Annotated in this window: 25 protein-coding genes; 16 read left to right on the top strand and 9 right to left on the bottom strand. The window is 41.2% G+C overall.

Annotation, left to right across the window (positions count from 1 at the left end):
• Positions 1-129: 129 nt before the first annotated feature.
• Entirely contained in the window at positions 130-573 is a 444-nt protein-coding gene (locus tag J502_RS01945) for a pilin (protein WP_034682920.1), read from the top strand.
• A 71-nt stretch (positions 574-644) separates the two neighbouring features.
• Here J502_RS01945 and bfr read toward each other — a convergent pair whose 3' ends face one another.
• From bfr to gmk, 6 genes are all read right to left on the bottom strand, one after another.
• Positions 645-1,109, bottom strand: coding sequence for a heteropolymeric bacterioferritin subunit Bfr (bfr, locus tag J502_RS01940; RefSeq protein ID WP_034682918.1), 465 nt, complete (start codon positions 1,107-1,109; stop codon positions 645-647).
• A gap of 306 nt (positions 1,110-1,415) precedes the next feature.
• Positions 1,416-1,610, bottom strand: coding sequence for a bacterioferritin-associated ferredoxin (locus tag J502_RS01935; RefSeq protein ID WP_005018142.1), 195 nt, complete (start codon positions 1,608-1,610; stop codon positions 1,416-1,418).
• Between the two features lie 222 nt (positions 1,611-1,832).
• Positions 1,833-2,216: a deaminase RidA gene (ridA, locus tag J502_RS01930; protein WP_026443888.1), complete on the bottom strand. Its 384-nt coding sequence runs from the start codon at positions 2,214-2,216 to the stop codon at positions 1,833-1,835.
• 88 nt (positions 2,217-2,304) lie between these two features.
• Positions 2,305-4,404 carry a RelA/SpoT family protein gene (locus J502_RS01925; protein ID WP_005018147.1) on the bottom strand — a complete coding sequence of 700 codons (2,100 nt, stop codon included), beginning with the start codon at positions 4,402-4,404 and terminating at the stop codon, positions 2,305-2,307.
• A 204-nt stretch (positions 4,405-4,608) separates the two neighbouring features.
• A complete protein-coding gene (rpoZ, locus tag J502_RS01920) occupies positions 4,609-4,890 on the bottom strand; it encodes a DNA-directed RNA polymerase subunit omega (RefSeq protein WP_005024277.1) in 282 nt (93 codons plus the stop codon).
• Positions 4,891-4,966: 76 nt separating this feature from the next.
• On the bottom strand, positions 4,967-5,590 hold the full coding sequence (gmk, locus tag J502_RS01915) for a guanylate kinase (RefSeq protein WP_034682915.1): 624 nt from the start codon (positions 5,588-5,590) through the stop codon (positions 4,967-4,969).
• Between the two features lie 133 nt (positions 5,591-5,723).
• Here gmk and ispH point away from each other — a divergent pair, with 133 nt between their 5' ends.
• From ispH to rplS, 12 genes are all read left to right on the top strand, one after another.
• Positions 5,724-6,674, top strand: coding sequence for a 4-hydroxy-3-methylbut-2-enyl diphosphate reductase (ispH, locus tag J502_RS01910; RefSeq protein ID WP_005018168.1), 951 nt, complete (start codon positions 5,724-5,726; stop codon positions 6,672-6,674).
• Positions 6,675-6,826: 152 nt separating this feature from the next.
• Positions 6,827-7,285, top strand: a complete 459-nt coding sequence (locus tag J502_RS01905; RefSeq protein WP_034682914.1) for a GspH/FimT family pseudopilin — start codon at positions 6,827-6,829, stop codon at positions 7,283-7,285.
• Complete coding sequence (gene pilV / locus J502_RS01900; RefSeq protein WP_034593473.1) at positions 7,282-7,779, top strand: type IV pilus modification protein PilV; 498 nt, start codon at positions 7,282-7,284, stop codon at positions 7,777-7,779. The genes J502_RS01905 and pilV overlap by 4 nt, the downstream gene beginning before the upstream one ends.
• A 2-nt stretch (positions 7,780-7,781) precedes the next feature.
• Positions 7,782-8,774 (top strand): PilW family protein, encoded by a 993-nt coding sequence (locus tag J502_RS01895; RefSeq protein ID WP_026443885.1) that lies wholly within the window; start codon positions 7,782-7,784, stop codon positions 8,772-8,774.
• Complete coding sequence (locus J502_RS01890) at positions 8,771-9,541, top strand: PilX N-terminal domain-containing pilus assembly protein (RefSeq protein ID WP_026443884.1); 771 nt, start codon at positions 8,771-8,773, stop codon at positions 9,539-9,541. The genes J502_RS01895 and J502_RS01890 overlap by 4 nt, the downstream gene beginning before the upstream one ends.
• Positions 9,542-9,553: 12 nt before the next feature.
• Positions 9,554-13,381 carry a pilus assembly protein gene (locus J502_RS01885; protein ID WP_026443883.1) on the top strand — a complete coding sequence of 1,276 codons (3,828 nt, stop codon included), beginning with the start codon at positions 9,554-9,556 and terminating at the stop codon, positions 13,379-13,381.
• A gap of 10 nt (positions 13,382-13,391) precedes the next feature.
• A complete protein-coding gene (locus J502_RS01880; protein WP_026443882.1) occupies positions 13,392-13,877 on the top strand; it encodes a type IV pilin protein in 486 nt (161 codons plus the stop codon).
• Positions 13,871-14,332 (top strand): type IV pilin protein, encoded by a 462-nt coding sequence (locus J502_RS01875; protein WP_026443881.1) that lies wholly within the window; start codon positions 13,871-13,873, stop codon positions 14,330-14,332. The genes J502_RS01880 and J502_RS01875 overlap by 7 nt, the downstream gene beginning before the upstream one ends.
• 143 nt (positions 14,333-14,475) lie before the next feature.
• The gene (rpsP, locus tag J502_RS01870) at positions 14,476-14,733 is read left to right on the top strand and encodes a 30S ribosomal protein S16 (protein ID WP_005018185.1); all 258 of its coding nucleotides are present in this window, start codon (positions 14,476-14,478) and stop codon (positions 14,731-14,733) included.
• A 20-nt stretch (positions 14,734-14,753) separates the two neighbouring features.
• On the top strand, positions 14,754-15,302 hold the full coding sequence (gene rimM, locus J502_RS01865) for a ribosome maturation factor RimM (RefSeq protein WP_034682911.1): 549 nt from the start codon (positions 14,754-14,756) through the stop codon (positions 15,300-15,302).
• Positions 15,303-15,345: 43 nt separating this feature from the next.
• The gene (gene trmD, locus J502_RS01860) at positions 15,346-16,095 is read left to right on the top strand and encodes a tRNA (guanosine(37)-N1)-methyltransferase TrmD (RefSeq protein WP_005404606.1); all 750 of its coding nucleotides are present in this window, start codon (positions 15,346-15,348) and stop codon (positions 16,093-16,095) included.
• Positions 16,096-16,269: 174 nt separating this feature from the next.
• Positions 16,270-16,644, top strand: a complete 375-nt coding sequence (rplS, locus tag J502_RS01855) for a 50S ribosomal protein L19 (RefSeq protein ID WP_005024307.1) — start codon at positions 16,270-16,272, stop codon at positions 16,642-16,644.
• A gap of 59 nt (positions 16,645-16,703) precedes the next feature.
• On the opposite strand, the gene J502_RS01850 is transcribed toward rplS, so the two are convergent.
• The 3 genes from J502_RS01850 to J502_RS01840 form a co-directional block, all read right to left on the bottom strand.
• Positions 16,704-17,675 (bottom strand): lipase family alpha/beta hydrolase, encoded by a 972-nt coding sequence (locus tag J502_RS01850; RefSeq protein ID WP_034682910.1) that lies wholly within the window; start codon positions 17,673-17,675, stop codon positions 16,704-16,706.
• A gap of 101 nt (positions 17,676-17,776) precedes the next feature.
• Complete coding sequence (locus J502_RS01845) at positions 17,777-18,721, bottom strand: esterase/lipase family protein (protein ID WP_502322084.1); 945 nt, start codon at positions 18,719-18,721, stop codon at positions 17,777-17,779.
• Between the two features lie 470 nt (positions 18,722-19,191).
• Positions 19,192-20,220, bottom strand: a complete 1,029-nt coding sequence (locus J502_RS01840) for a lipase secretion chaperone (RefSeq protein WP_026443876.1) — start codon at positions 20,218-20,220, stop codon at positions 19,192-19,194.
• Positions 20,221-20,369: 149 nt separating this feature from the next.
• Here J502_RS01840 and truB point away from each other — a divergent pair, with 149 nt between their 5' ends.
• The 3 genes from truB (at position 20,370) to J502_RS01825 (ending at position 22,737) form a co-directional block, all read left to right on the top strand.
• Positions 20,370-21,275, top strand: coding sequence for a tRNA pseudouridine(55) synthase TruB (gene truB, locus J502_RS01835; RefSeq protein ID WP_034682906.1), 906 nt, complete (start codon positions 20,370-20,372; stop codon positions 21,273-21,275).
• A gap of 37 nt (positions 21,276-21,312) precedes the next feature.
• Positions 21,313-22,089, top strand: a complete 777-nt coding sequence (locus J502_RS01830) for a sulfite exporter TauE/SafE family protein (RefSeq protein ID WP_034682904.1) — start codon at positions 21,313-21,315, stop codon at positions 22,087-22,089.
• 192 nt (positions 22,090-22,281) lie between these two features.
• Positions 22,282-22,737: a hemerythrin domain-containing protein gene (locus J502_RS01825; RefSeq protein WP_005018199.1), complete on the top strand. Its 456-nt coding sequence runs from the start codon at positions 22,282-22,284 to the stop codon at positions 22,735-22,737.
• The last annotated feature ends 38 nt before the right edge of the window (positions 22,738-22,775 follow it).

Raw genomic sequence — 22,775 nt, 5'->3', positions numbered from 1 at the left:
GTAAAAAATTTTATTTATATAAGTGACTGTTCTTGTAGCAAAAATAATTATAATATGCCTTGGCACAGTTAGTGCTATATATAAATTAGCTGTACAGCTATATAAAAAACACATGTGGTGGAGAATGTTATGAATACACAAAAAGGTTTTACCTTAATCGAACTCATGATCGTGGTTGCGATCATTGGTATTTTGGCAGCAATTGCGATTCCACAATATCAGAATTATGTCGGTAGAAGTAATTTTGCTTCTGGTTTAAGTACTTTAACTTCACTTAAGACTAATATAGAAAGTCAAATTATGGAAACTGGTACTTTTCCTGCTACTGCTGATTTAACTGCTGATAAACTAGGAATGACTGAAACTGCAAATCCTAACGGAACAATTGCTTTAGCTGCTGTAGGGACTACGGGTGGAGCAGGTACTTCTACATTTACTTTTACTAAAGGTAATCCAGGTATTAATGGTAAAAAAATTCGTTTAACTCGAGATGCTAATGGGGCATGGACATGTGCTTCTAACGTTGATGAGAAATATGTGCGAGGATGCACCTATACAGCAACGATTTCTTAAAATATTAAAATTATTTAATGTTAAAAAGGGCCTAACAATTATAGGCCCTTTTTAATCTTGGAGTCAGAAAATTATATCTGACTCTGAATATAGTTCTCAATTCCCACACTTTGAATTAAGTCCTGCTGGGTTTCTAACCAGTCCCAATACTCTTCTTCAGATTCTAGAATTTCTTGTACCATATCACGGGTTACATAATCCATAAGCTGTTCAGATAACGAGACAGCTTTTTGTAAGGCTTCAATATTCTCTTTTATCTTACGCACATCACAAGAGAGAACCTCTTCAGTATGCTGACCAATATACAGTTTGCCAAGATGCTGTAAATTTGGCAGCCCTTCTAAAAATAAAATCCGTTCAATAATTTTATCGGCGTGCTTCATCTGGTGAATAGACTCTTTGTACTCGGCTGAACCCAGCTTTTCAATCCCCCAATCATTGAACATACGAGAGTGTAAAAAGTACTGGTTAATAGCGGTCAGTTGATGATAAAGCACTTGGTTGAGCTGATTGATTACATCACGATTGCCTTTCATTGTAAGTTCTCCATAAACAATTTCTGCCTTATGAAAGATATAAGGCAATCTATAGAGTTATCTTAGCGAACCCATCCATGAATGGCGAGTAATTTATAGAACAGCAAATGAAAATCGCAATCAGAAACACAGCAGCTTTTATGGTAGTGAATAAAAACCCGCCTGAAATCACAAGCGGGGAGGAGAAGATGATCGATTGATCATGAGAGAGTTCTTGCATAAATCTTTTAATTCTCTTCACAAGAAACTTGAAGCTGAACCTTAATTTACGCAAGAAGAATCTTTATTATCATTATATTTCGGGGCTTAAGCTGCTACAGAAATACGTGCTGCAATTTCGGACAGTTCATCACTAATAATACTACGTGCTTCTGGAGCACAGCGACCACAGCAGGTTCCTAGGTCAAGTAAATCACGAATTTCACGATAGCTTTCTGCACCATTGGCAACAGCATCTTTGATATCTTGATCAGTAATTCCACGGCACAGGCAAACGTACATATCGGCGCTAACCACAGTAATATAAACGGGATAAGTGATATTATTGATAATTATTATCGTTTGTCAATGGAATTCATTTAAAAAGGCTATTTTTTTAATTGGCTTTTTGAATAAAGAAATATCACCTGAGCGGAAATCTGGGTATTACATAGATTGCCGCACAAAGTGATTCATGATTTAGATTTGATTATTTAAGATTAAAGATCTGATAAATTTTATAAATTATTGATTAATAATAACGATACCGTCCATCTCAACCAAAGCCCCTTTAGGTAGGCTTGCTACACCTAAAGCAGCACGCGCCGGATAGGGCTGAGCAAAATATTCACCCATAATCTGGTTAACCAGCTGAAAATGGGAAAGATCAGTCAGGTAAATATTGAGTTTGACAATATCAGCCAATGTGCCGCCAGCAGCTTCACACACAGCTTTTAAATTATCAAAGACCCGGCGAACCTGTGCTTTGATGCCATCGACCAGCTCCATACTGTAAGGGTCTAAACCAATCTGACCAGACAGGTAAAGTGTTTCACCAACCAAAATAGCCTGAGAGTAGGTACCAATAGCAGCTGGAGCATTTTCAGTATGAATCACTTGGCGGGACATCGATTTCTCCTTGATTTTTAACCTGTCTGATCATAAACCATGCCAGGCAGTGACAAAAGTACTAATCGATATAACTGATCAACTTGATTTAACTGGCATTCTGGACCAAAGCAACTGGCATAGACAAACGGCTAATACGTGGAAAACCAAAATGCATGCGTAAATCGCGAATGATTTGGGCAATCTGTCGACGGTTATTGACTACGATGTTGACATAGGTCCGGTCATCCTGCGATTGAACCATTTCCACTCCGGTCTTGGCTTTACGACATTGATAGATCAAGTCAGAAATCTGCTCGTCATCCATTGCCATGTCGATACACAGATAAGCAGTGAAACTGACTTCTTCCTCACTTTCTGAATTCCAGTGTAGCGGCATGATTGTTTCCGGATGCAGATGCTGTTCATGCATTAAATTATTACAGCGGGCTCGATGTACAATTAAGCCACGGCGTGACAGATGGCCCTGAATCGGATCACCCAAGACCGGGTTGCAACAGTGCGCATATTTCACATCTACGCCATCTGTGCCCTGAATCAGGCGTTGTGAATTATATTCTTCATCAGCCTGTTCCTGAGCATAAAGATGATTAGCAACCAGTTGTGGTAGCAGATCGCCTACAGCGATTTGTTCAAACAGGCTTTCTTTATGTTCAATATGGCGCCATTGCAAAAGATCAACCCAATCAGCATCAGACAAATCTTTTATTGAGCGGTTGAACATTTTCAGTGCCCGATTCAAAGCTTGCTGGCCCACTAAACGCTGCTCATCAACATCCTGATCTTTTAAAATATTCTGTAAGGCACGACGTGCTTTTTGTGTGTTGATAAAGCTGAGCCAGTCTGGATTTGGAGTTGCCAATACATCTGTAATAATCTCAACCACCTGTCCACTGACCAGAGGCGTAGAAAGCGGTCGTATTTCTCCATTAATTTTGGCACCAACGGCATGGTTACCTAAAAACAGGCTGGCTGCATAGGCAAAGTCAACCACGGTAGCACCTTGAGGAAGTTCATGCAGATGACCGTGTGGGGTATAAACCCAGATTTTTTCCTGATGCAGATAATCCAGTAAATCATTAAAAGTGGTTTTAGCACATTCGCCATCAATCAGCGTATTCAGATTTTGCATAGAAGCCTGAATAGCCGAGCGGCAAGCTTGTGGTGCACTTTCACCTAATACCACACCAAAGCGCGCGGCCTTACGCATCAGTTCAGTCTGAATAGTTAAAGACAAGGTAGTCTGTTCGCCCTTAAGTTTCATCAGAAGCGATTGATTACCACCGGGCAGGGGACGACGGATATGGTCTTCAAACTGTAAAACCTGAAAATTCTGCTCTAAAGCCTCAACCAGGCGATCACAGTCAGCAATACTTTGCAAAATAATCTCGAATGCATGGCTATGAGTTAGCTCTTGCAGATTCATCTCATTTTTAACAAAATGTCGTAATAGTTCAATGTTGTTATCTTTCTTCTTAATTCGCCCTTCAAGATGATAAGCTTTTAACAGCTCTCCAAGCTTCTGTTCCCATATTGCCTGAAACTGGCAACGTTTTGGCTTGGTCTGTTTGAGTGCTTCCTGAACATTATCAAACATATCAAGGTCAAGATTCTGATAACATAAATGCTCGAGGTTATCAGCCATCTCGTTCATACCCACAATACGCGCCATAGGTACAAATATATCAAAGGTTTCCTGAGCAATACGCGCACGCTTATCAGGGCGTAAGGCATCCAGTGTAGTCATATTATGGTAGCGGTCAGCCAGTTTAATAATAATGACACGCGGGTCTTGTAAAGTTGCCTGCAAAATTTTGCGGAAGGACGCAGCCTTATTATATTGTTTATCACTGGAATGCGTTAGCTTGGTAACACCATCTACTAGCTCGGCAACTACAGGACCAAATTTTTCTTTAATATCTTCTTTCGAAAAATCGGTATCTTCTACCACATCGTGCATCAAGGCAGCCATCAGTGTTTCACTGTCAAGACGCATATGTGCCAGAATACAGGTCACAGCAATCGGATGCAGTATATAAGGCTCGCCACTTTTACGGGTAATGCCGGTGTGTGCAAGATCAGCAAAATCACAGGCCGCAAGTACACGCTCGACGTCGTCTGGACTTAAATACGCATCGATAATCATTTTGAGCTGTAATCTGGCTTGGCTGACCTCTTCGCCTGGCATAAATCACCCTTTACTGATAGTTTTCAGTTAAATTTAACAATCTTCTAATGAAAATCATATTGCTTCACTTGTCAATTTTTTACAGGCAAAAAATAGCAATTTTTTTCAATCAGACCTATTGTTTTTGCCGATTTTTAAAACATTCAATTCCCTTGGAATAAAAAGGCCTAGTATTGAACTAGGCCTTTTTAGAGAAGCTTGGTCTTATTGAAAAGAGAAACCTTCAAGATTCAGATTATTCGCAGACAGGGCCAAGTCAAGGCTAGAAGTCTGATAATCCTGATCACGCTGTTTCAGGATATCTTTAGAAACGTGACCAGCTGCAATTTCACGTAAAGCAACTACAGTCGGTTTGTCATTGTCCCATTCAACAGTAGGCTCAATGCCTTGTCGTGCAAGTTGACGCGCGCGCTTGCTTGCCACTAGTACAAGCTCAAAGCGGTTGTCTACATGGTCTAAACAATCTTCAACGGTTACGCGTGCCATAAGAGTTCTCGTTTATTTCAATATAAAATCTGGGCTAGACTGCACAGTATAAAATGCTTTTAGGCTTGACTCAAGTTTATTCACTTACCGGGCTGATGAGTTTTTCGATCAGGCCTTGATGACGATTAGCTTGCTGGACCATGGTAAGGCGGTTAGCATTGATTACAGACTCAAGATCGTGCAAGGCTTTATTGAAATCATCATTAATGATTAAATAATCAAAATTGACATACTGCTGCATGTCTTCAACCGCACAGCTCAGGCGGTGTTCAATTACCTCAACGCTGTCAGTACCGCGGTTAGATAAACGCTGACGCAAGTCAAACTGACTTGGCGGCAGAATAAAAATCTGTCTAGAATTAGGAAAAATCTTGCGAACCTGCTCGGCACCCTGCCAGTCAATCTCAAGTAAAACATCATGTCCTTTAGCCAGCTGTTCTTTTACAGTGGCCTGTGATGTCCCATAATAATTACCAAAAACTTCTGCATATTCTACAAAACCGCCCTCTTCAACTTGGGCCAGAAATTCTTCTTTACTGGTAAAATGATAGTGTACACCGTTCAGCTCGCCGGGACGCTGACCACGAGTCGTATGGGAAACAGATACATGCAAATTGCTGACACGTTCAAGAAGGGCTTTAACAAGAGATGTTTTGCCTGTTCCTGACGCAGCAGAAACGACAAACAATAGACCCGACATGATATTTTTCCTGATATGATAAAATATCTTCTCTATTTTAGAGCAGAGCGCGCCTAAACTAAATAGTTGAGCTGAAATAGTTGGCGGGTTCTGACAAAAATATTCAGCCGTTTAAGTGAACATTGAGGATCTTATGGAAATTGTATTGGCCAATCCACGCGGGTTCTGTGCAGGTGTAGACCGAGCCATTGCGATCGTCAACCGTGCACTTGAATGCTTTAACCCGCCCATTTATGTTCGTCACGAGGTGGTACATAACAAATTTGTAGTAGATGATCTGCGGCAGCGTGGCGCCATCTTTGTTGATGAACTGGATGAAGTACCAGACGATAATATTGTTATTTTTAGTGCTCATGGAGTTTCCAAGGCAGTCCAGCTAGAAGCTGAACGTCGTGGTCTGAAAGTATTTGATGCAACTTGCCCCTTGGTGACTAAAGTTCATATTGAGGTAACCAAGTATGCACGTGAAGGTATAGAAGCAATTCTGATCGGGCATCAAGGTCATCCGGAAGTTGAGGGAACCATGGGGCAGTACGATAAAAGCCAAGGTGGCGATATTTATCTGGTTGAAGATGAACAGGATGTTGAGGCCTTAATTGTGCGTAATCCTGAAAAAGTTGCTTTTGTTACCCAGACGACCTTATCTATTGATGATACGGCTAAAGTAATTGATGCATTGCGTAAGAAATTTCCTCATATTCAGGGACCACGCAAAGATGATATTTGTTATGCCACACAGAACCGCCAAGATGCAGTGCGTGATCTCTCGAAGCAATGTGATGTTGTACTAGTAGTGGGTTCCCCCAATTCTTCTAATTCTAACCGATTACGTGAACTCGCAGAACGTATGGGTAAGACAGCCTATTTGGTAGATAATGCTGATCAGCTGGAACATGGCTGGTTTAGACAAACTACCAAAATTGGTGTAACCGCTGGAGCATCTGCGCCAGAAATTTTAATCAAACAGGTAATTCAGCGCCTGCAGGATTGGGGAGCCCAAGCACCGCAGGAACTTTCAGGCTGTGAAGAAAATATTACTTTTAGCCTGCCTAAAGAATTAAGAATTCCTGTAACGCAGGCTTAAATATAAATTTTTATTAGCTTTTAAAGTTTTAAAACAGATAGTTGTTAAATAACGGTTATCTGTTTTTTTATACCCTTTATCTGTTCTGTATATGTTCTGTTAATGTAAACTGTATTATTTAAAAGACGTCAAAATTTTGACAGGAGACGATCATGCAACTCAAGCGCGGTTTTACGTTGGTTGAATTGATGGTCACTATTGCGGTAGTTGCTATTATTACAACTATAGCTATCCCTTCTTTTCAAAATATGATTTTAAGACAAAATTTAAATAAGAGCACACGAGAGCTGGTGTCAGTATTAAATAATGCACGTGCTCAGGCTGCCTTACAGCGTAGAGATGTAGAAGTAGTTCTGGAAACTGAAATTAATAATGCCGGTGTGGCACCAGATACATCAGGCTTATTTCACTGGATGCCCTCTGGACAGGCTGTTTTGAAAGCAGGCTCTCCAACAACTATTACTTTCCAATTAAATGGTTTAGTTAAAGACTCGGCAGGAAATACAAGTTTTGTAATCTGTGATCAGATAAATAATGCCAAACTGTCAAGAACAGTAAGCATTTCCAAAATGGGGGTTATCCAACAGCCGGTAGAAGGGAACTGTTCATGAATAATTATCAAAAAGGGATTGGTCTAGTTGAAATTATGGTGGCATTACTGATTTTGGCTATTGGAATTTTGGGTTTTATTGCTCTGCAATACAGAGCGCTAGAAGCTACTTCAGAAGGTTCATATAGAATTCAGGCTATCAATTTGGCTCGAGATCTGGCTGAAAGAATACGAATAAACCGTGATGCTTTTTCAACCTATCAACAACAGGTTCAGCTTCCATTAAATCAAAAAGCCTTTAAAACAAACTGTTTTTCTAACAACTGTTCAGCTGTAGATTTGGCAGATTTTGATGTTGCTCAGGTGGCTAATCGGGCAGCTTCATTTGGTATGACCATTAATATTATGAACTGTCAGGGAAATAATAATAATCGTAATTGCATTTATGTTGCATGGGGTGATTCTAGTGCAACTGATGGGACCGGAACAGGTGATTGTACAAATGGTACGGCCTATAACCCGGCATCGACCTGCATTATTATGGAGGCATATTAGAAATGTTGAAATATAGGGCAGGTTTCACCTTAATTGAACTGATGATTGCTTTAGCATTAGGGCTTGTCATTACAGCTGCTGCGATTATGCTGTTTATTACAGGTCAAAGAAGTTATTCGATGCAGCAAGGCGTAGCGGATCTACAAGATAATGCAAATTTTGGTTTAAATTATATTGTCAGAGATATTCGGTTGGCGAATTTAAATAGCACACGGGCTGATATAAATGACCAGGTCTCTTTTGGAGGAATTGTTTTAACATCTGCTATTAATGCGCAAAAAGATGCCTCTGTACCTCCGTTACCTTTAAGTAATCTCTCCAGCACTATTACAGGCAATACCGCCGCAGTCTCTCTACTTTCTAGAAGTAGCGGGACTGGAATGTCGGCGGGAACAGCACCAGCATGGACAGGTATATCTAATGTTAATGAGGCAGGTATAGCATTATTAAGTGATCAGTTAGTCATTCAGTATAGACCAGTGGAAATAGGTGGCTTTGATTGTGAAGGACAGGAAATCACCTCTACAGATATATATATTGTCCAGCGCTACTTCTTGAGGGCCGACACTAATGTATCAGCAAATGAGCCTAACCAAGCTCTAGCATTAGCTTGTGATGCTGGTTTTTACCCGGTTACAGGTAGTCCTACTGCTATTACCAATTATGGTGATGCAGGGGAAATTATTATGAAACGTGTAGATTATTTCAGAGTTCTACTTGGTATACAAAATGGGGATAACTACCGCTATATCTCTATTGCAGACTATATGGCAATGGCTTCACCCCGACCTCGTATTTTATCTCTCCAGCTTGGAATTTTGACCCGTTCAAGTCAATCCACCGGAACAAATGGTAATGCTGGAAATAACACAACATTTACCGTATTAGATAAGAATATAGTCGTGAAATCATCTACAACCACTAATAATTATATACGGCAGGTTGTATCTCAAACAGTTGCGTTAAGAAACGGTTTTGGAGAGCGTGGCCTATGAGAGCTCGGCAGAGAGGTGCAACTTTAATCGTTGTACTTGTTTTACTTGTTGCTATCACGATTATAGGTACATTGGCCATACGCCAAAGTATGGTTGCACTCAATATTGCAACTAATGGACAGGCCCAGCAGCTTTTAATGCAAAACTCGGATTCTGTATTTTTCAATACTGAGGATGCAAATAACCTTATTCAAAGTCTTGGTACAAATGGAATGTTCGGGTATATCAGTAATGATATTAATAAAGATGTAGAACTGGTTTTTTGTTACCGTGGAGACCAAGCCAGTTTCTTTGATCTTAATCGAGCTAGCCTAATCGAATGGGAACGTGGCAAAACTGCGCCTACAAATAATAAATTAGGTCTGGACGGTTATTGTGATGTATCTGCTACCGATACAAACTTTTTTACCAGTGGACGGCGGGCGGTCATAACCCAAGTTGCGGTTAAGTTTCCATCCTCCAGTAGTTCAGAAATTTTAAGTGACCTGCCGGAAGGGGGAGACCCTGAGCTTAATAAAACGCAAAAGATAAAAAGAGTAAGTATTTATGCAGTGTCGCTTATGCCCACTCTCTCTACACGGACTGATGCTGAAATAAATACCTGTTTAAACTCTAGAATGAATCAGGTCACAATACCAAATGATATAGCAGCAAGCATTCCCGCAAATGCTGTAGTAAGGCAGAGCGTAACTTCTTGTTTATCTAGTATAAATGTACCATTTACCACACTTGTCACTGATTACACGATTGAGCAGAGCTTTAAATAATTGGGGATTGATATGAAATTGACTAAAAAGTTTAAGCAAATAAAAGAATATCATGAACAAGTTATTGCAATAGTTATAGCAATATTGTCTACCACTTTAGTAGCCAGCAGTGTAACTCGTGCCAGTGATATTGACATCTATCAGCAAGCAAGGTCGGGTGATATCACTCTTATGCTGATGTTAGATATTTCAGGAAGTATGGATACGCGTTCAATAAGTGAAGACTACGGCATTAGCAATTCATGCGGTACGGATACTGCCCCAGGCGGTTATTCTCGTAGCTATTGTTCGATTAGTGCCAATAGTGCCTCAGCATTAGTAAAAGATCCGGATGCTGGCTGTACCTTAATTGGCTCTACTTACCGTTGTTATGATCGAATTTCAAGATTAAAAGATGGTGTTTTTGATTTATTACAGGGTAATGCATCAAAAGGAATTGTCCGGCTCGGTGATGAAAAAATTATTGGCCTGTCAACTTTAGGAGTCTATACCAATACTTATTATAATACTGGACGCATACTAGTACCTGCTCGTGCTTTAGGTACACTGGTCGGAAGCCAGACACAACGAGATACTTTGTTAAGCTACGTCCGTGGGCTCAGTGCCTCAACTAATACCCCCACTGCTCGTTCATATGCAGAAACAGTATCTTATTTAATGGGAACTACTACTGCTTCCAGACAGCTTCGTGTTTCTAATATGCCTTACTTTAGAACTTATACTTATTTAGAACTCACTTGGGGCGGATATGTACAAAGAGTACAAAACCAAAAATGTAATCTATGGAATTCTACATATACCAGTTGTGCAAGTAATGGATGGGTAGATACAAATGAGACTATTCCTGTAGGGAGTGCAGTTACTGCTTTAAATTGTACTTTTAGCGCAAATGGGAATTTCAGGACTGGTATTTGTTATAATTATACAGGTATAGTTAGTGCATCAAACAGTAATAGCGGCTTTAGCTATTCACTTGATCCAACTAAAAATAATGAAAAAACTTTATATATTTCTCCCTCATCATTAACTCAGACAGAAGAAATCAAGCAATGTAGCGGACAGGGTGTATATGTATTAACAGATGGTGAACCAACCCAAGATACGGGTTCATTACCTTTAATGCAGGCAGCATTAGGTTCAAAGGGACAAAGTTTTAGTTGTGATGACAGTGGCAGTTGGGACTGTTTAAATAAGCTCGCATTAACCTTATTAAACCCTGACAGTAACCCTGCAAATCTGAAATTTAAAACAGCTGTAGTCGGTTTTGGTAAGAGTTTTAACGATGTACCTTCTTATAGTAAAAACCTAACTCAGGAAGAAAATATTGCGAATTTGGGAACTATTAATACTAATGTAAAAAGAGCTGCATATTGGGGGATTATTGGTGAAGGCGGCTGGTACTCTGGTTCAAGTTCGCAAGACGTCGTAAATAGTGTGAATGCATTTATTAATAGTTTATCAACAGATATTCCAGCTGTTACTACTGGCTCACCAACTATTCCAAGAGACGCTCTTAACCCTTCTCAGTTACAAAATTATGCTTACTATCCTCAGTTTCAGCCAACACCTGATAAAAGTTATCAGCTTTGGGCAGGTAATTTAAAGAAATATAAAGTTGATTCAACCGGTAAACTGGTGGATAAAAATGGTAATCCGATTGTTAATGAGCTAGGCCGTATTATAGACAATTATGATTTATGGGCACCTGGCGTAAATGAAGGTCTAAAAGATGCAGACGAAACTACTTATGGAAGTAGAAAATTTGCACTGATGGGTGGTGTTAAGTCTCAGCTTTTATTAAAAGCCACTACAGCAAATACGGCTAACCGTAAATTACTTACTAATCGTATTGCTACGGGTACAGGAACTTCTGCTACATTTACAGGTAGCAATACCAGTTTAAGAGCGGTAGACTTAAATTATTTGACTGATACTACGTATAGAAATGACCCAAACCGAGGCTATTTAATCTCTCTGTTAGGATACGCAGTAGATGCAACCCAGCCGAATACTATTACCAGTACAACTTTAGCAAATGCAGATGAACTTCGTCAGGTAGGCGCAGTAATGCATTCTTCTCCATTATTGATTACTAATAAAGGTAAACTGACATATACCAATAATACTCTAGGTTCAACCAATCGAGAGGACTATGTATTATTCGGTACTACCCAAGGCTTACTTCATGTAGTAGATGCTACTACAGGAAAAGAAAAATTTGCTTTTGTGCCTAACGAAATGGTGGAAAATCAAAAAGAAGCTTTTCTTAAAAACACTACAACTAATGGTACTACCAATAAACTATTTTACGGAATTGATGGACCATGGACTGCTTATACTGAATATGTTCCTGACTCATCTGGTAACTTGACAGTAAATACCGGAAAGGCTTCTCAACAGGGTAAACAGTATGTATATGGTGGCTTACGTATGGGAGGTAGAAGCTACTATGCTTTAGATCTTCGAGATATTAATAATCCTAAGCTTCAATTTCATATTGATCCTGCCACTCAGAAGGTCTATTACAACGGCAGTAGTACTACATTTAGCCAACTGGGTTTTATGGGGCAAAGCTGGTCAAAACCAGCAGTGACTTGGGTGAACTGGGGCGGTACACGCAAGATGGTCATGTTTGTAGGTGGGGGGTATGATGCTGGTGGTGTAGATGGAGATGCACGTGATTCGAATGGTGTAAAAGGTATTTATAGTGGTTTTGAAAGCGATACTTATAACCAGTCGAATAGCCGTGGTGCTGGTGTTTATATGTTTGATGCGATCAATGGAAATTTATTGTGGTGGGCCAGCAAAAATGCTACTCAAAGTAGTGCTACCACCACAAGTGGAGTTATTGGATTAAGAGATGATAACCTCAAATATAGTGTTGTTAGCGAAATTAGAACGATAGACCGTGATGCTGATGGTTTAGCCGATCATTTGTATTTTGGTGATTTGGGAGGCCAGGTATTCCGTATTGATATCAATAATCAAGCTAGTACAATCGGTTCTTTTGCAAAAACTCCTAGACGATTACTAAACCTTAATGCAGCAGAGAAAAGTCCCCGTTTTTATGACCCTCCAGCCTTCTCTGTATATAATTATAATGGTACAAAATTTGCTGTGATTTCAATTGGTAGTGGAAACCGTAGTCAGCCTCTGAAAGACTATACCGTAGGCAGTTCAGGTTATGATTATGATGCAATTTATAATATTTATGATAAGGATGTAGGCCGAAAAGATTTGTATTCCACAAATACTTTTAATACAGAAAATATTACGACTGTACCAACAGTAACAAATAGTTTAAAAGAAATTACTGATGCAACGCGCAACAATAATACAACATTGGTGGCGCCTTATAGCACAAAAGGCTGGTTCTATCGCTTTAAATCACAGAAATTGCAAAGTGAGAAAGTTATGGGGACGCCTGTAGCAATGAACTATAAGCTTTATGTCTCTACCTTTGATAGTAGTAAAGATGGTTTATCTGGTGACTGTGGCGCAGGCGTAAAAGGAGAAAGCTTTATTAGTGGCTTTTGTTTACCTTATGGCCAGTGTGCTATGGAAACTGTGAATAGATGGAATTTAGGTGCGGGAATCCAGACAGTTACGATTGGTGATCAATGTGTAGGAGCCAGCTGTGGTAGCACGGGCGGAGGTGTAGACGGAGGTGGTCCTGGCGGAGGCGGCGGTGGAAGCGGTGGAGGCGGAAATAATAATCCTGCTAAAAACTCCTGTATTGCTACAGGTGGCCGTATACTTATATTACCAAGTGGAAATGGGCCTGAAGAAGAAACTCAAATCTGTCTGGTACCGCAGCGCTGGTATGAAAAATTTAGATAGAGAATAAGTGATGCAGAAGAAATCCTTGAGGTTTATAAAAGGTTTTACACTTGTTGAGCTTATGGTTGTAGTTGCAATTGTGGCAATCTTCGCAGCAGTTGCTCTACCAAGTTATCAAGAGTATACACGTCGCGCTGTCGCATCTCAGGCCCAACAGGAAATACAACGTCTTGTCACCCAGCTGGAAAGAAATAGAGCCAGAAACTTTAATTATAAAGGTTTTTCTACTACGCCAGATCCTGTGGTTATACCAGTCGGTGCCACAGATGCTGCTATAAAGTATACTATTACAGTCCGTGATGGAGCAGACCCTTCTTTGGCTCTTACTAATATTGGAGCAGCTGGCCAGAGCTGGGCTATACGTGCAGTATCAAATGACAGTAAAAACTATAATTTTTTGCAAACAAGCACCGGGTTGAAATGTAAAAATAAAGCAGCAAATTTAGTCACTTTTACTACATGTGGAACAGAAGTAACAGGAAGTGAAGCATGGTAAATAAAATAAAAGGCTTTTCTCTTATTGAGCTTATGATCGTGGTAGCTATAATAGCGATCTTGGCCGCTATAGCTTATCCCTCATACCAAGAGTATATAAGAAAAACTAAAAGGGTTGAAACTCAAAGCGAAATGTTGGCGATAGGGAATTTATTACAGCGCTATAAAATTGCTAACTTTACTTTTTTAAAATCAGATGGTACGCCTATTTCTCTAGCAGACTTAGGTCGAAGCTCAGTAAGTCCTGAACAAGGGCAAGCTCTTTATAATCTGGCTTTATCAAATGTAACAGCGGGGACATGGACCTTAACAGCTATTCCTATAAGCGATGCCACCCAGTTTGGTGATGGTCACTTGGTTCTAAATCATCGCGGAGAAAAATGCTGGACTAAAGGAAGTGACAAAGGAGGAAGTGCTTGTGTTCCTTCTATTACTTCCAACTGGGACGGCCGCTAACTTAAATTCAAAATTGCGGATAAATACTTTTTAATCTTTCATTCAGGGTAAACTTCGCGTAAAATATTGCCCTCTATGAAAGGGGTTTGAAACGTATCGATGGTCGGTACAGGGATAATCCGTAAAAACTATAAGGTTCTATCATGGTTGTTATTCGTCTTGCACGCGGTGGTGCTAAAAAACGTCCGTTCTATCAAATCATTGTGACTGATAGCCGTAATGCACGTGACGGTCGTTTCATCGAACGTATCGGTTTCTTCAACCCTACAGCTCAAGGTAAAGCAGAAAAACTTCGTTTAGATGCTGACCGTTTTGCTCACTGGGTTTCTCAAGGTGCTCAACCTTCTGAACGTGTTGCTTCTTTGGCTGCTCAAGCTAAAAAAGCTGCAACAGCTGCTTAATTTCAGGTAGTAGTTAGCCCATGACACCAACACAGAATGTTCCCGAAGATCGTATTCAGATTGGACAGTTACGTTCAGCATATGGATTAAATGGGTGGCTCTGGGTCTATTCCAATACAGAACCCATGAGTAATATATTTGACTATCTGCCTTGGTACATTGAAACCAAAGCAGGTTGGCAAATTGTCGATGTAAAACGTTGGAAACCACATGGTAAAGGCCTGGTTGTAAGCTTGAAAGGTGTGAGTGATCGTACCGCAGCAGACAATCTGGTTGGCGCAAATATCTGGATTTCAAAATCGCAACTGCCACAACCAGGTGTGGATGAGTATTACTGGTCAGATTTAAAAGGACTCACTGTGCTGGGTCTGGATGAAGAAGAGCAGGAAGTTAATCTCGGACAAATTCATGAACTGTTTGAAACAGGTGCCAATTACGTGATGGTGGTACGCGCGACCACTGACAGTGTTGACGGCGAAGAGCGAATGATTCCATGGCATAAAGATGTGGTACAGCGGGTTGATCTCGAAACTGGTCGTATCTACGTGAATTGGGGCGTAGATTTTTAATTCTGTTTAGGATTAACGCAGCAGGAAAATAGAGGAGTCTGTGATGTTTTTTGCAGTCATTACGCTTTTTCCTGAAATGTTTGAAGCGATTACAAGTTTTGGGATTAGCGGGCGCGCAGCAAAACGCGATTTAATGCAAATTCATTGTATTAATCCACGCGAATTTGCTGAAGGGAACTACAAACGGGTGGATGAACGTCCATTTGGTGGAGGTCCCGGTATGGTGATGATGGCTGAGCCTCTGGCAAAAGCAATTCATCATGCCAAAGAGCTTGCTGTGCAGGCAGGTGCAGTTCATGTTCCTGTAGTATATATGTCGCCACAGGGAAAAACCCTAAATGAGGCTGCGGTACAGGACTTCGTTCGATATGACGGACTGATTGTACTGTGTGGCCGTTATGAAGGGGTTGATGAACGTCTGATCCAGAAATATGTTGATCAGGAATGGTCAATTGGTGATTACGTGTTATCGGGTGGTGAACTGCCGGCGATGGTTTTATTAGACAGTATTATCCGGAGGCTTCCGGGTGCGATGTCTGATGAGCAATCTCATGTGCAAGATTCTTTTGTGGATGGTCTGTTAGACTGCCCGCAATATACCAAGCCAGACCATTTTGAGGGAATGCATGTTCCAGAGATTTTAAAATCGGGACATCATGCCAATATTGAAAAATGGCGGTTTTTGCAGCGCTATCAACGTACTTTAGAACGCCGGCCCGAGCTGGTAGAAAAAGTTGAATTGACCAAGCAGCAAAAGAAATGGCTACAAGATTCGCAAAGACAGGCCAAATAACAGGTATTGTCCAAGCATATATACTACAGGCAGTTTGCCTGAAGTATTTCAATAGGCTCTTTATGCATTGAAGCGGTCAAGCATAAAGGGAAAGTCAATCGGGTTTATGCGTTTTAGCCTCTATACCCAGCGATGATCAGACCTCTTCTGACTCGCGCATACTGGAGATACCCCATGAGCGGTAAGCATCCTTTAGTACAAGCTGTAGAAAATGCTCAGCTTAAACAAGACATCCCGGCTTTTGCACCAGGTGACACAGTAGTTGTCCAGGTAAAAGTAAAAGAGGGCGACCGTGAACGTCTACAGGCATTCGAAGGCGTAGTAATTGCTAAGAAAAACCGTGGACTGAACTCTGCGTTCACAGTACGTAAAATTTCTAGCGGTGTTGGTGTTGAGCGTGTATTCCAAACTCACTCTCCAATCGTTGCTCGTATTGATGTGAAACGTCGCGGTGCTGTACGTCGTGCTAAACTTTACTACCTGCGCGACCTGTCTGGTAAAGCTGCACGTATCCGTGAAAAACTTCCAGCTCGTAAAACTGAAGCTTAATCAGTTTTATACAGCTAAAAAATGCGCCAGAAGGCGCATTTTTTATAATTAGTAATATATTATAAACCCTGAAGTTTTAGGCGATTGGCATGCTGCCGGTAAACATCTACCGGGTCAGGTGCAAACACATCTCTTAAACCTAAAACCTGATTCACTTCATCTAAATGATTCCAGTGATAGTTATCACGGATTGTTTTACCAAAGCGGGCGCTACAGCGTGAAACCAGCCCATCATTATCTTGACCCTGGTCAATCAGTAAACTGGTGGCCTTTAATGCCGAGTCTGGATCAAGGGCATTAGTAATAGCTCCTACGCCTGTAAATGAATAAAAATAAATGCCTTTTTGCTGATACGGGCCCTCACCACAGCTCGTAGTAGGCATACCAAGTGGAAATCTGCTGTTAAATTGGGCTGAGCCTGTCAGGCTTAAGCTGTTGCCACCTGCCAAGGTATCATGTGGATAACTATTTGGATCAAGTCCTTGAGCCCAGGTAATCATTTTTGAAACCAAATTGACTACGCCCACCAGGGGTGCCTCTACGACAGTACCTTCAGCCTTTAAAATCAGGTCAGCTACTGGTGAACCTTTATTAGGTGCCCCGACTGCTGTCAATGAAGCCACACGTTCAGGTAAAACTCCGGCAACATAACGGATGGTAGGACCACCATGAGAGTGTCCGACCAAATTCACCTTTTGTGCGCCTGTCAGGGCCAGAATTTCTTCGACCTGCTGCGCAAGCTGCTCTCCCCGTACTTCAGTAGAGTTTAAAGGTGATACCCGGGTTGCCCACGTATTTGCTCCATTACGTGCCAGATCTGGCAAAATCTGATAAAAATAGTCGAGACCGAACTGGTCTGTACCAATACTGATAAACCCTGCCATACCATGATTGAATACGATTGGATATTTAGTTTTAGCATAATTTGAAACGATCAGTTTGGTCGTAGCCTGTTCAGCGCTGGTTGCCGCTTTTGCTGTTAAAGCTACTGAGGCAAAAAATATAGCAAGAATGAATTGTCCGTATTTCATAATAATCCTCAATTTTTTTATTCTGATACTGATTTGATTCTTAATGGGTCATCCATCTGATGATGTAACTGACCAGAGAGAAAGTGCTGTTCAGTCAGCTTTTATAAGCCCTCAAGTTTTAAGCGATTGGCATGTTGACGAAATAGCGCTACCGGGTCAGGAGCAAAGCGGCCTGTTAAGCCAAACATCATATTGGCAAGGTCTGTATGATTCAGGTTGTAGTTATCCCGAACCACAAGGCCAATATGGGTGCTACAGCGTGCAACCATTCCGTCATTGTCTTTGTTGCCATAGGACACTGGTCCTAATTGCATCAGGATGCTGTCAATATCCAGTAAATTAGTTGTTTGTGCTGTACCGGTCCAGGAATAGTAATGAATTCCTCGATCTACTTTAGTACCTTGCCGGTTACAGTCAGAGGCCAAGGCAGAGGTTGGGAAGCGCCGGTTGAAATCGGCCGATCCTGTTTCAGTAAGGGATTTCATTGAGCCATCAAAATCAATGGGCAAGTCAAACTGCAACTGTGCCAATGAAATCAGAGGCGCGATTAGATAGTCACCGACAATATTAAATACGGTCCGGGTTGCTGTATTATTCTGGATATCATCTGCTACCTTTGAACCACGAAATGTTCCACCTACGCCAGTAACCGAGGCAACATATTGTGGTTTGATGGCGGCTACATAACGTGCCGTAGGTCCGCCATGCGAGTGACCAATCAGATTGACTTTATGCTGGCCAGTAATGGCCAATACATCTTCGACCTGACTCAGCAGCTGTTCGCCACGTATTTCAGTAGTGTTGGCCGGCGAGAGTTGAGCGGCAAATACAGTTGAGCCATTACGCGCCATATCTGGCAGAATCTGATACCAGTAATCAATATTAAAGCTTGAGTTGCCAATTCTAGCCCAGCCTAACCAGCCATGAGTCATCACAATTGGATATCTGGTCTTGGCATAATCTGATAATGCTTTTTCCTGAACCTGTAATATCGCAGGTTTGGTATGCGCTATTGTGGTCAGGGACGTGATGCTGGCTAATAGCATAGCAGCACTGAGTATTTTTATTTTTTTACTCGTATAATCCATAATCTATCCTTAATTTTGTTTCTTTTTTTATTTATGACTTAGCAACACCTGTTTTAGTTTTTCCTCCCTGATGTGATGAAATAATAAAGTCCAATTTAGATATAGCTATGTACCTCCCTGATGAACTGGTTTTTTTATTTTTCAGTTATCTCATGCAAATAAGCAGAATATTTAAAGTGCCGAGTAATTACTGATCTTCTTTAAATGGCTGTTAAATCAATATACATTTTCTGGAATTTTAGGATAAGGGTTTTGGTTAATTTTTGTACTCTGATATTTATGCCTGAACATTGTATTTGGTGTATTGCACATAAAAATTTTCCTGTTTATAAAGTGCTGGACTAAATTGCTCAAGTCACTGTTTACCTTGTTCATCAAGCAGAACTGTTGTTGAGCTATACTGATAGATGAGTAATCCATACATTAGATTAGTTGGCAAAAGGCAGCTTGCCACCCTGGTCATGTACAGTTTCAAAGGTTTCAACCCGTAACTGCTCTTGTGCATTATTAAAATATTGCTGGCGTAGCTGCTGTATTGCCTGGTCTTTCGCTGCCTCGCTCATCCCGCCTGTCTTAATATGATGGCGTGCGCTCAGATACTGGTTCACCCGGCTTTTCCAGTCGTCACGTTCAGTGTCCAGTCTTTCCAGACGTTGGGTTGCCTCTGGTCCCACCAGATTTAGCCGCATCTGGCGTATCTCATCATTTGAACCACCGCGTGCCTGAATATCTGCGGTAAGTTTTCTTAAATCTTCGAGTTTATTAAGCTGCTCAAGATTATCCTGCCAGTCTTGTGGAAGCTGTTTGAACAGTTCTTTAAGTTTCTGTGCTTTCTCACTTTCAGACAGATTTTTATCATCCAGAATGTCCATGCGGTCCAGTGTATATTGATGATAAATATTTTCGGTTCCAAACAGACCTTCTATTTCATAAGCCGAGAAAAACTGCTGACGCAGATTTTTCATCTTGTTAAAAATAGCGCGATAGTATTGTGTGCTGTCTCTGTCGGTACTTGAAGCCTGCAAGTCACCTAGAGCAATACGGTAGTCAATATAACGGTTCCACAGGCCCAGAATCTGTGACTGTGCGGGGTCTTTATGAACTGTCTGAATATAGGACTTAAAATCGAGCTTGATCTGCTCAATATTTTTCTCACCATATTGTGTAATAAAATATTCAAAACAGTTACGGGTCTGTTCATTAATGATGAGGCGATTAGAAGAATCTAGCCGGAGCTGGCAGTTTATTTCAGTATCCTTCTGGCTTGGACTCAGGTAGGGAATACCTGCTTTAACCTGCGCTTGAGTTAGTACGGTTTGTTGGGGTAACAGCCCAGAAGCCGCTGCTGGTCCAACCGGCTGTTTTATGGTTTTATCCTGAGGCATAAGCCAGAAAATCAGGCCTGCTACACAAATGATAACAATAGATAAAACCATCCATATTTTATATTTCTGCATTCCTATGCACCTGTAATGCCGTTCTATTTATTTTAATTTTTAGAATCGGGTTCAATATGCCATAAAATTTTCTGGAACCTATAGAAAAGTTGTAAAAGGTGGGAACAGATTGATAACATGACGGCACTTACTCTAATCTGATTTTTCTCATGAAACGATCCTCATCCAAGATTCAGCGCCGCCCGGTTAACGGGGTTTTTTTATTGAATAAACCGCTGGGGATCAGTTCAAATGCAGCATTGCAAAAGGTACGTTGGCTGTATCGTGCTGAAAAAGCCGGGCACACTGGGGCACTCGACCCTTTGGCTTCAGGCCTGTTACCCATTTGTCTGGGTGAAGCCACCAAGTTTTCGCATTACCTGCTTGATTCAACCAAACGTTATCAGACCACTATACAGCTTGGGCACAGTACGACTACTGGTGATGTCGAAGGTGAAATACTTTTACAGGCCGAGATACCCGAACTGGACGAAGAGAGAATCCGGCAGGTACTGGCCCAGTTTAAGGGTAATATCGAACAGGTGCCGCCGATGTATTCGGCTTTAAAAAAAGAGGGACGTCCCTTATATGAGCTGGCACGTAAAGGTATTGAAATTGAACGTGAAGCACGGCCAGTGAGTATTTATGCGATTGAATTACTGTTATTTACGGCGCAGAGTATTACGCTGGATATAACCTGCTCTAAAGGAACTTATATTCGTGTCCTGGGGGAAGATATTGCTCAGGCGCTCGGGAGTTATGGCCATCTGACTTATCTGCACCGTATAAAAACAGGGCCTTTCGACCTGATTCCCAGCTATACCATCGAATACTTGGAAAGTCTGAATGAAGCTGAACGTGAGGCACTATTATTACCAGTTTATGCACCGGTTGACCATTTTCCTAAAATACAGGTACCAGAAGGACGAAGCGGATACTTTAGCCGGGGTATGGAAAGTAATATCGAGCATATAGCAGAGACCCAAGTGCTGGTATTTGACGGTGAAAAATGTCTGGGTCTGGCAGAAATTACTGATAAGAAACGGCTGGTACCAAAAAGGGTGCTGAATCTCTGATTCACTGCAATACTAAACGTCAAGGATAGATCTGGATATGGATATCGAAATTATTATCAGTCTGGTTTTTTTTGCGTTTTGTGCAGGCCTGATTGATGCTGCTGTTGGAGGCGGTGGCCTGATCCAGATTCCAGCACTGATGGGAACTTTCCCGCATTTGCCCCCAGCAACAATTTTCGGTACTAACAAGCTGGCGTCAATCGCAGGTACTGCTTCAGCTGCATTTTCCTACGCCAGACGGGTGCGTTTTGTCTGGAAGTTACTGGTGGTCATTGCCGGCTGCGCATTTGTCAGCAGTTTTATCGGGGCTGCCTGTGTATCGATGATTCCAGTTTCTGTATTGCGTCCACTGGTACTGCTTATGCTGATCATCATGGCGGTATATACTTTCATGAAAAAGCAGTTCGGCCAGGTGCATACTGAACGTCCGGTTAACTCCAGTTTCTTGTTAATAGCGGCACTCGGCAGTATTTTAATCGGATTCTATGATGGTATTTTTGGCCCTGGAACAGGTAGCTTCTTTATCTTCTTCTTCATCCGGTTTTTAAGCGTTGATTTTTTACATGCTTCTGCACTGTCTAAAATTGGTAATTTAATGACCAATCTGGCAGCTTTAAGTTTTTTTATTCCAACTGGTCATGTTCTGTTTGGTATTGGTTTAGGTATGGCACTGGCCAATATTTTCGGGTCTTTAATGGGGGTCCGGCTGGCTTTAAAGTATGGAAGTGGCCTTATCCGGATTTTATTTTTAATTCTGGTGAGTATCCTGATTATACGCCTGACCTATCAGATGGTAACAGCAGGCTTCATGTAAAATAAAAAAGCACAGCGAATACAAGCTGATACAAAAACACGGTTTTTTAAAGACAAAGTGAAGCCTGCAAAAAAGCTAATATAAACAAACATTAAAGATAAGACTTTAATAAAATTATATCCAACTGGAAATATTTTGTACGGGTTGCATCATCACCTTAGCCAATGAATATTTTAGAGAAAGGGGAGCAGTATGAATATATTTGAAGCATTGCGCGAGAGTCATGAACGCCAGCGCGATCTTGCTGACCAGCTTTTAAAAACCCATGGAGACTCTCCAGAGCGCCGTAGTGTATTTCAAGCACTTAAAAACGAGCTGTTCGCTCATGAAGTGGCTGAAGACCGCTTTTTTTATATTCCCTTAATGATGACTGATTCCGGTCTGGGTATTACTCGCCATGCTTTGGCTGAACATCATGAAATGGATGAAATGGTTGAAGAGCTCACCGAGCTGGATATGAGTAATACAGGCTGGCTGGCACTGGCAAAAAAACTGACTGAGACGGTTCATCACCATCTGACTGAAGAAGAACACCGTTTTTTTCAGCAGGCTGGCAAAATTCTGGATGAGCAGCAAAAAACTGTATTGGCCAAACAATATCTGAACGAATATGAACACTATAAGGAAATCAGTAAAACCATGCTGTAGTATCAGAAAAAGATGGCAAGAGCCATCTTTTTTGGTTT

The sequence above is a fragment of the Acinetobacter sp. 1294596 genome, assembly GCF_000582925.1.
GTDB classification, from domain to species: Bacteria; Pseudomonadota; Gammaproteobacteria; order Pseudomonadales; family Moraxellaceae; genus Acinetobacter; species Acinetobacter radioresistens.
This window is presented reverse-complemented; position numbering and strand designations above follow the sequence as displayed.

What these genes read in the sequence shown, in the direction of transcription:
- J502_RS01945 (WP_034682920.1), top strand. Translation starts at nt 130, where the DNA reads ATGAATACACAAAAAGGTTTTACCTTAATCGAACTCATGATCGTGGTT.
- bfr (WP_034682918.1), bottom strand. Translation starts at nt 1,109, where the DNA reads ATGAAAGGCAATCGTGATGTAATCAATCAGCTCAACCAAGTGCTTTAT.
- J502_RS01935 (WP_005018142.1), bottom strand. Translation starts at nt 1,610, where the DNA reads ATGTACGTTTGCCTGTGCCGTGGAATTACTGATCAAGATATCAAAGAT.
- ridA (WP_026443888.1), bottom strand. Translation starts at nt 2,216, where the DNA reads ATGTCCCGCCAAGTGATTCATACTGAAAATGCTCCAGCTGCTATTGGT.
- J502_RS01925 (WP_005018147.1), bottom strand. Translation starts at nt 4,404, where the DNA reads ATGCCAGGCGAAGAGGTCAGCCAAGCCAGATTACAGCTCAAAATGATT.
- rpoZ (WP_005024277.1), bottom strand. Translation starts at nt 4,890, where the DNA reads ATGGCACGCGTAACCGTTGAAGATTGTTTAGACCATGTAGACAACCGC.
- gmk (WP_034682915.1), bottom strand. Translation starts at nt 5,590, where the DNA reads ATGTCGGGTCTATTGTTTGTCGTTTCTGCTGCGTCAGGAACAGGCAAA.
- ispH (WP_005018168.1), top strand. Translation starts at nt 5,724, where the DNA reads ATGGAAATTGTATTGGCCAATCCACGCGGGTTCTGTGCAGGTGTAGAC.
- J502_RS01905 (WP_034682914.1), top strand. Translation starts at nt 6,827, where the DNA reads ATGCAACTCAAGCGCGGTTTTACGTTGGTTGAATTGATGGTCACTATT.
- pilV (WP_034593473.1), top strand. Translation starts at nt 7,282, where the DNA reads ATGAATAATTATCAAAAAGGGATTGGTCTAGTTGAAATTATGGTGGCA.
- J502_RS01895 (WP_026443885.1), top strand. Translation starts at nt 7,782, where the DNA reads ATGTTGAAATATAGGGCAGGTTTCACCTTAATTGAACTGATGATTGCT.
- J502_RS01890 (WP_026443884.1), top strand. Translation starts at nt 8,771, where the DNA reads ATGAGAGCTCGGCAGAGAGGTGCAACTTTAATCGTTGTACTTGTTTTA.
- J502_RS01885 (WP_026443883.1), top strand. Translation starts at nt 9,554, where the DNA reads ATGAAATTGACTAAAAAGTTTAAGCAAATAAAAGAATATCATGAACAA.
- J502_RS01880 (WP_026443882.1), top strand. Translation starts at nt 13,392, where the DNA reads ATGCAGAAGAAATCCTTGAGGTTTATAAAAGGTTTTACACTTGTTGAG.
- J502_RS01875 (WP_026443881.1), top strand. Translation starts at nt 13,871, where the DNA reads ATGGTAAATAAAATAAAAGGCTTTTCTCTTATTGAGCTTATGATCGTG.
- rpsP (WP_005018185.1), top strand. Translation starts at nt 14,476, where the DNA reads ATGGTTGTTATTCGTCTTGCACGCGGTGGTGCTAAAAAACGTCCGTTC.
- rimM (WP_034682911.1), top strand. Translation starts at nt 14,754, where the DNA reads ATGACACCAACACAGAATGTTCCCGAAGATCGTATTCAGATTGGACAG.
- trmD (WP_005404606.1), top strand. Translation starts at nt 15,346, where the DNA reads ATGTTTTTTGCAGTCATTACGCTTTTTCCTGAAATGTTTGAAGCGATT.
- rplS (WP_005024307.1), top strand. Translation starts at nt 16,270, where the DNA reads ATGAGCGGTAAGCATCCTTTAGTACAAGCTGTAGAAAATGCTCAGCTT.
- J502_RS01850 (WP_034682910.1), bottom strand. Translation starts at nt 17,675, where the DNA reads ATGAAATACGGACAATTCATTCTTGCTATATTTTTTGCCTCAGTAGCT.
- J502_RS01845 (WP_502322084.1), bottom strand. Translation starts at nt 18,721, where the DNA reads ATGCTATTAGCCAGCATCACGTCCCTGACCACAATAGCGCATACCAAA.
- J502_RS01840 (WP_026443876.1), bottom strand. Translation starts at nt 20,220, where the DNA reads ATGCAGAAATATAAAATATGGATGGTTTTATCTATTGTTATCATTTGT.
- truB (WP_034682906.1), top strand. Translation starts at nt 20,370, where the DNA reads ATGAAACGATCCTCATCCAAGATTCAGCGCCGCCCGGTTAACGGGGTT.
- J502_RS01830 (WP_034682904.1), top strand. Translation starts at nt 21,313, where the DNA reads ATGGATATCGAAATTATTATCAGTCTGGTTTTTTTTGCGTTTTGTGCA.
- J502_RS01825 (WP_005018199.1), top strand. Translation starts at nt 22,282, where the DNA reads ATGAATATATTTGAAGCATTGCGCGAGAGTCATGAACGCCAGCGCGAT.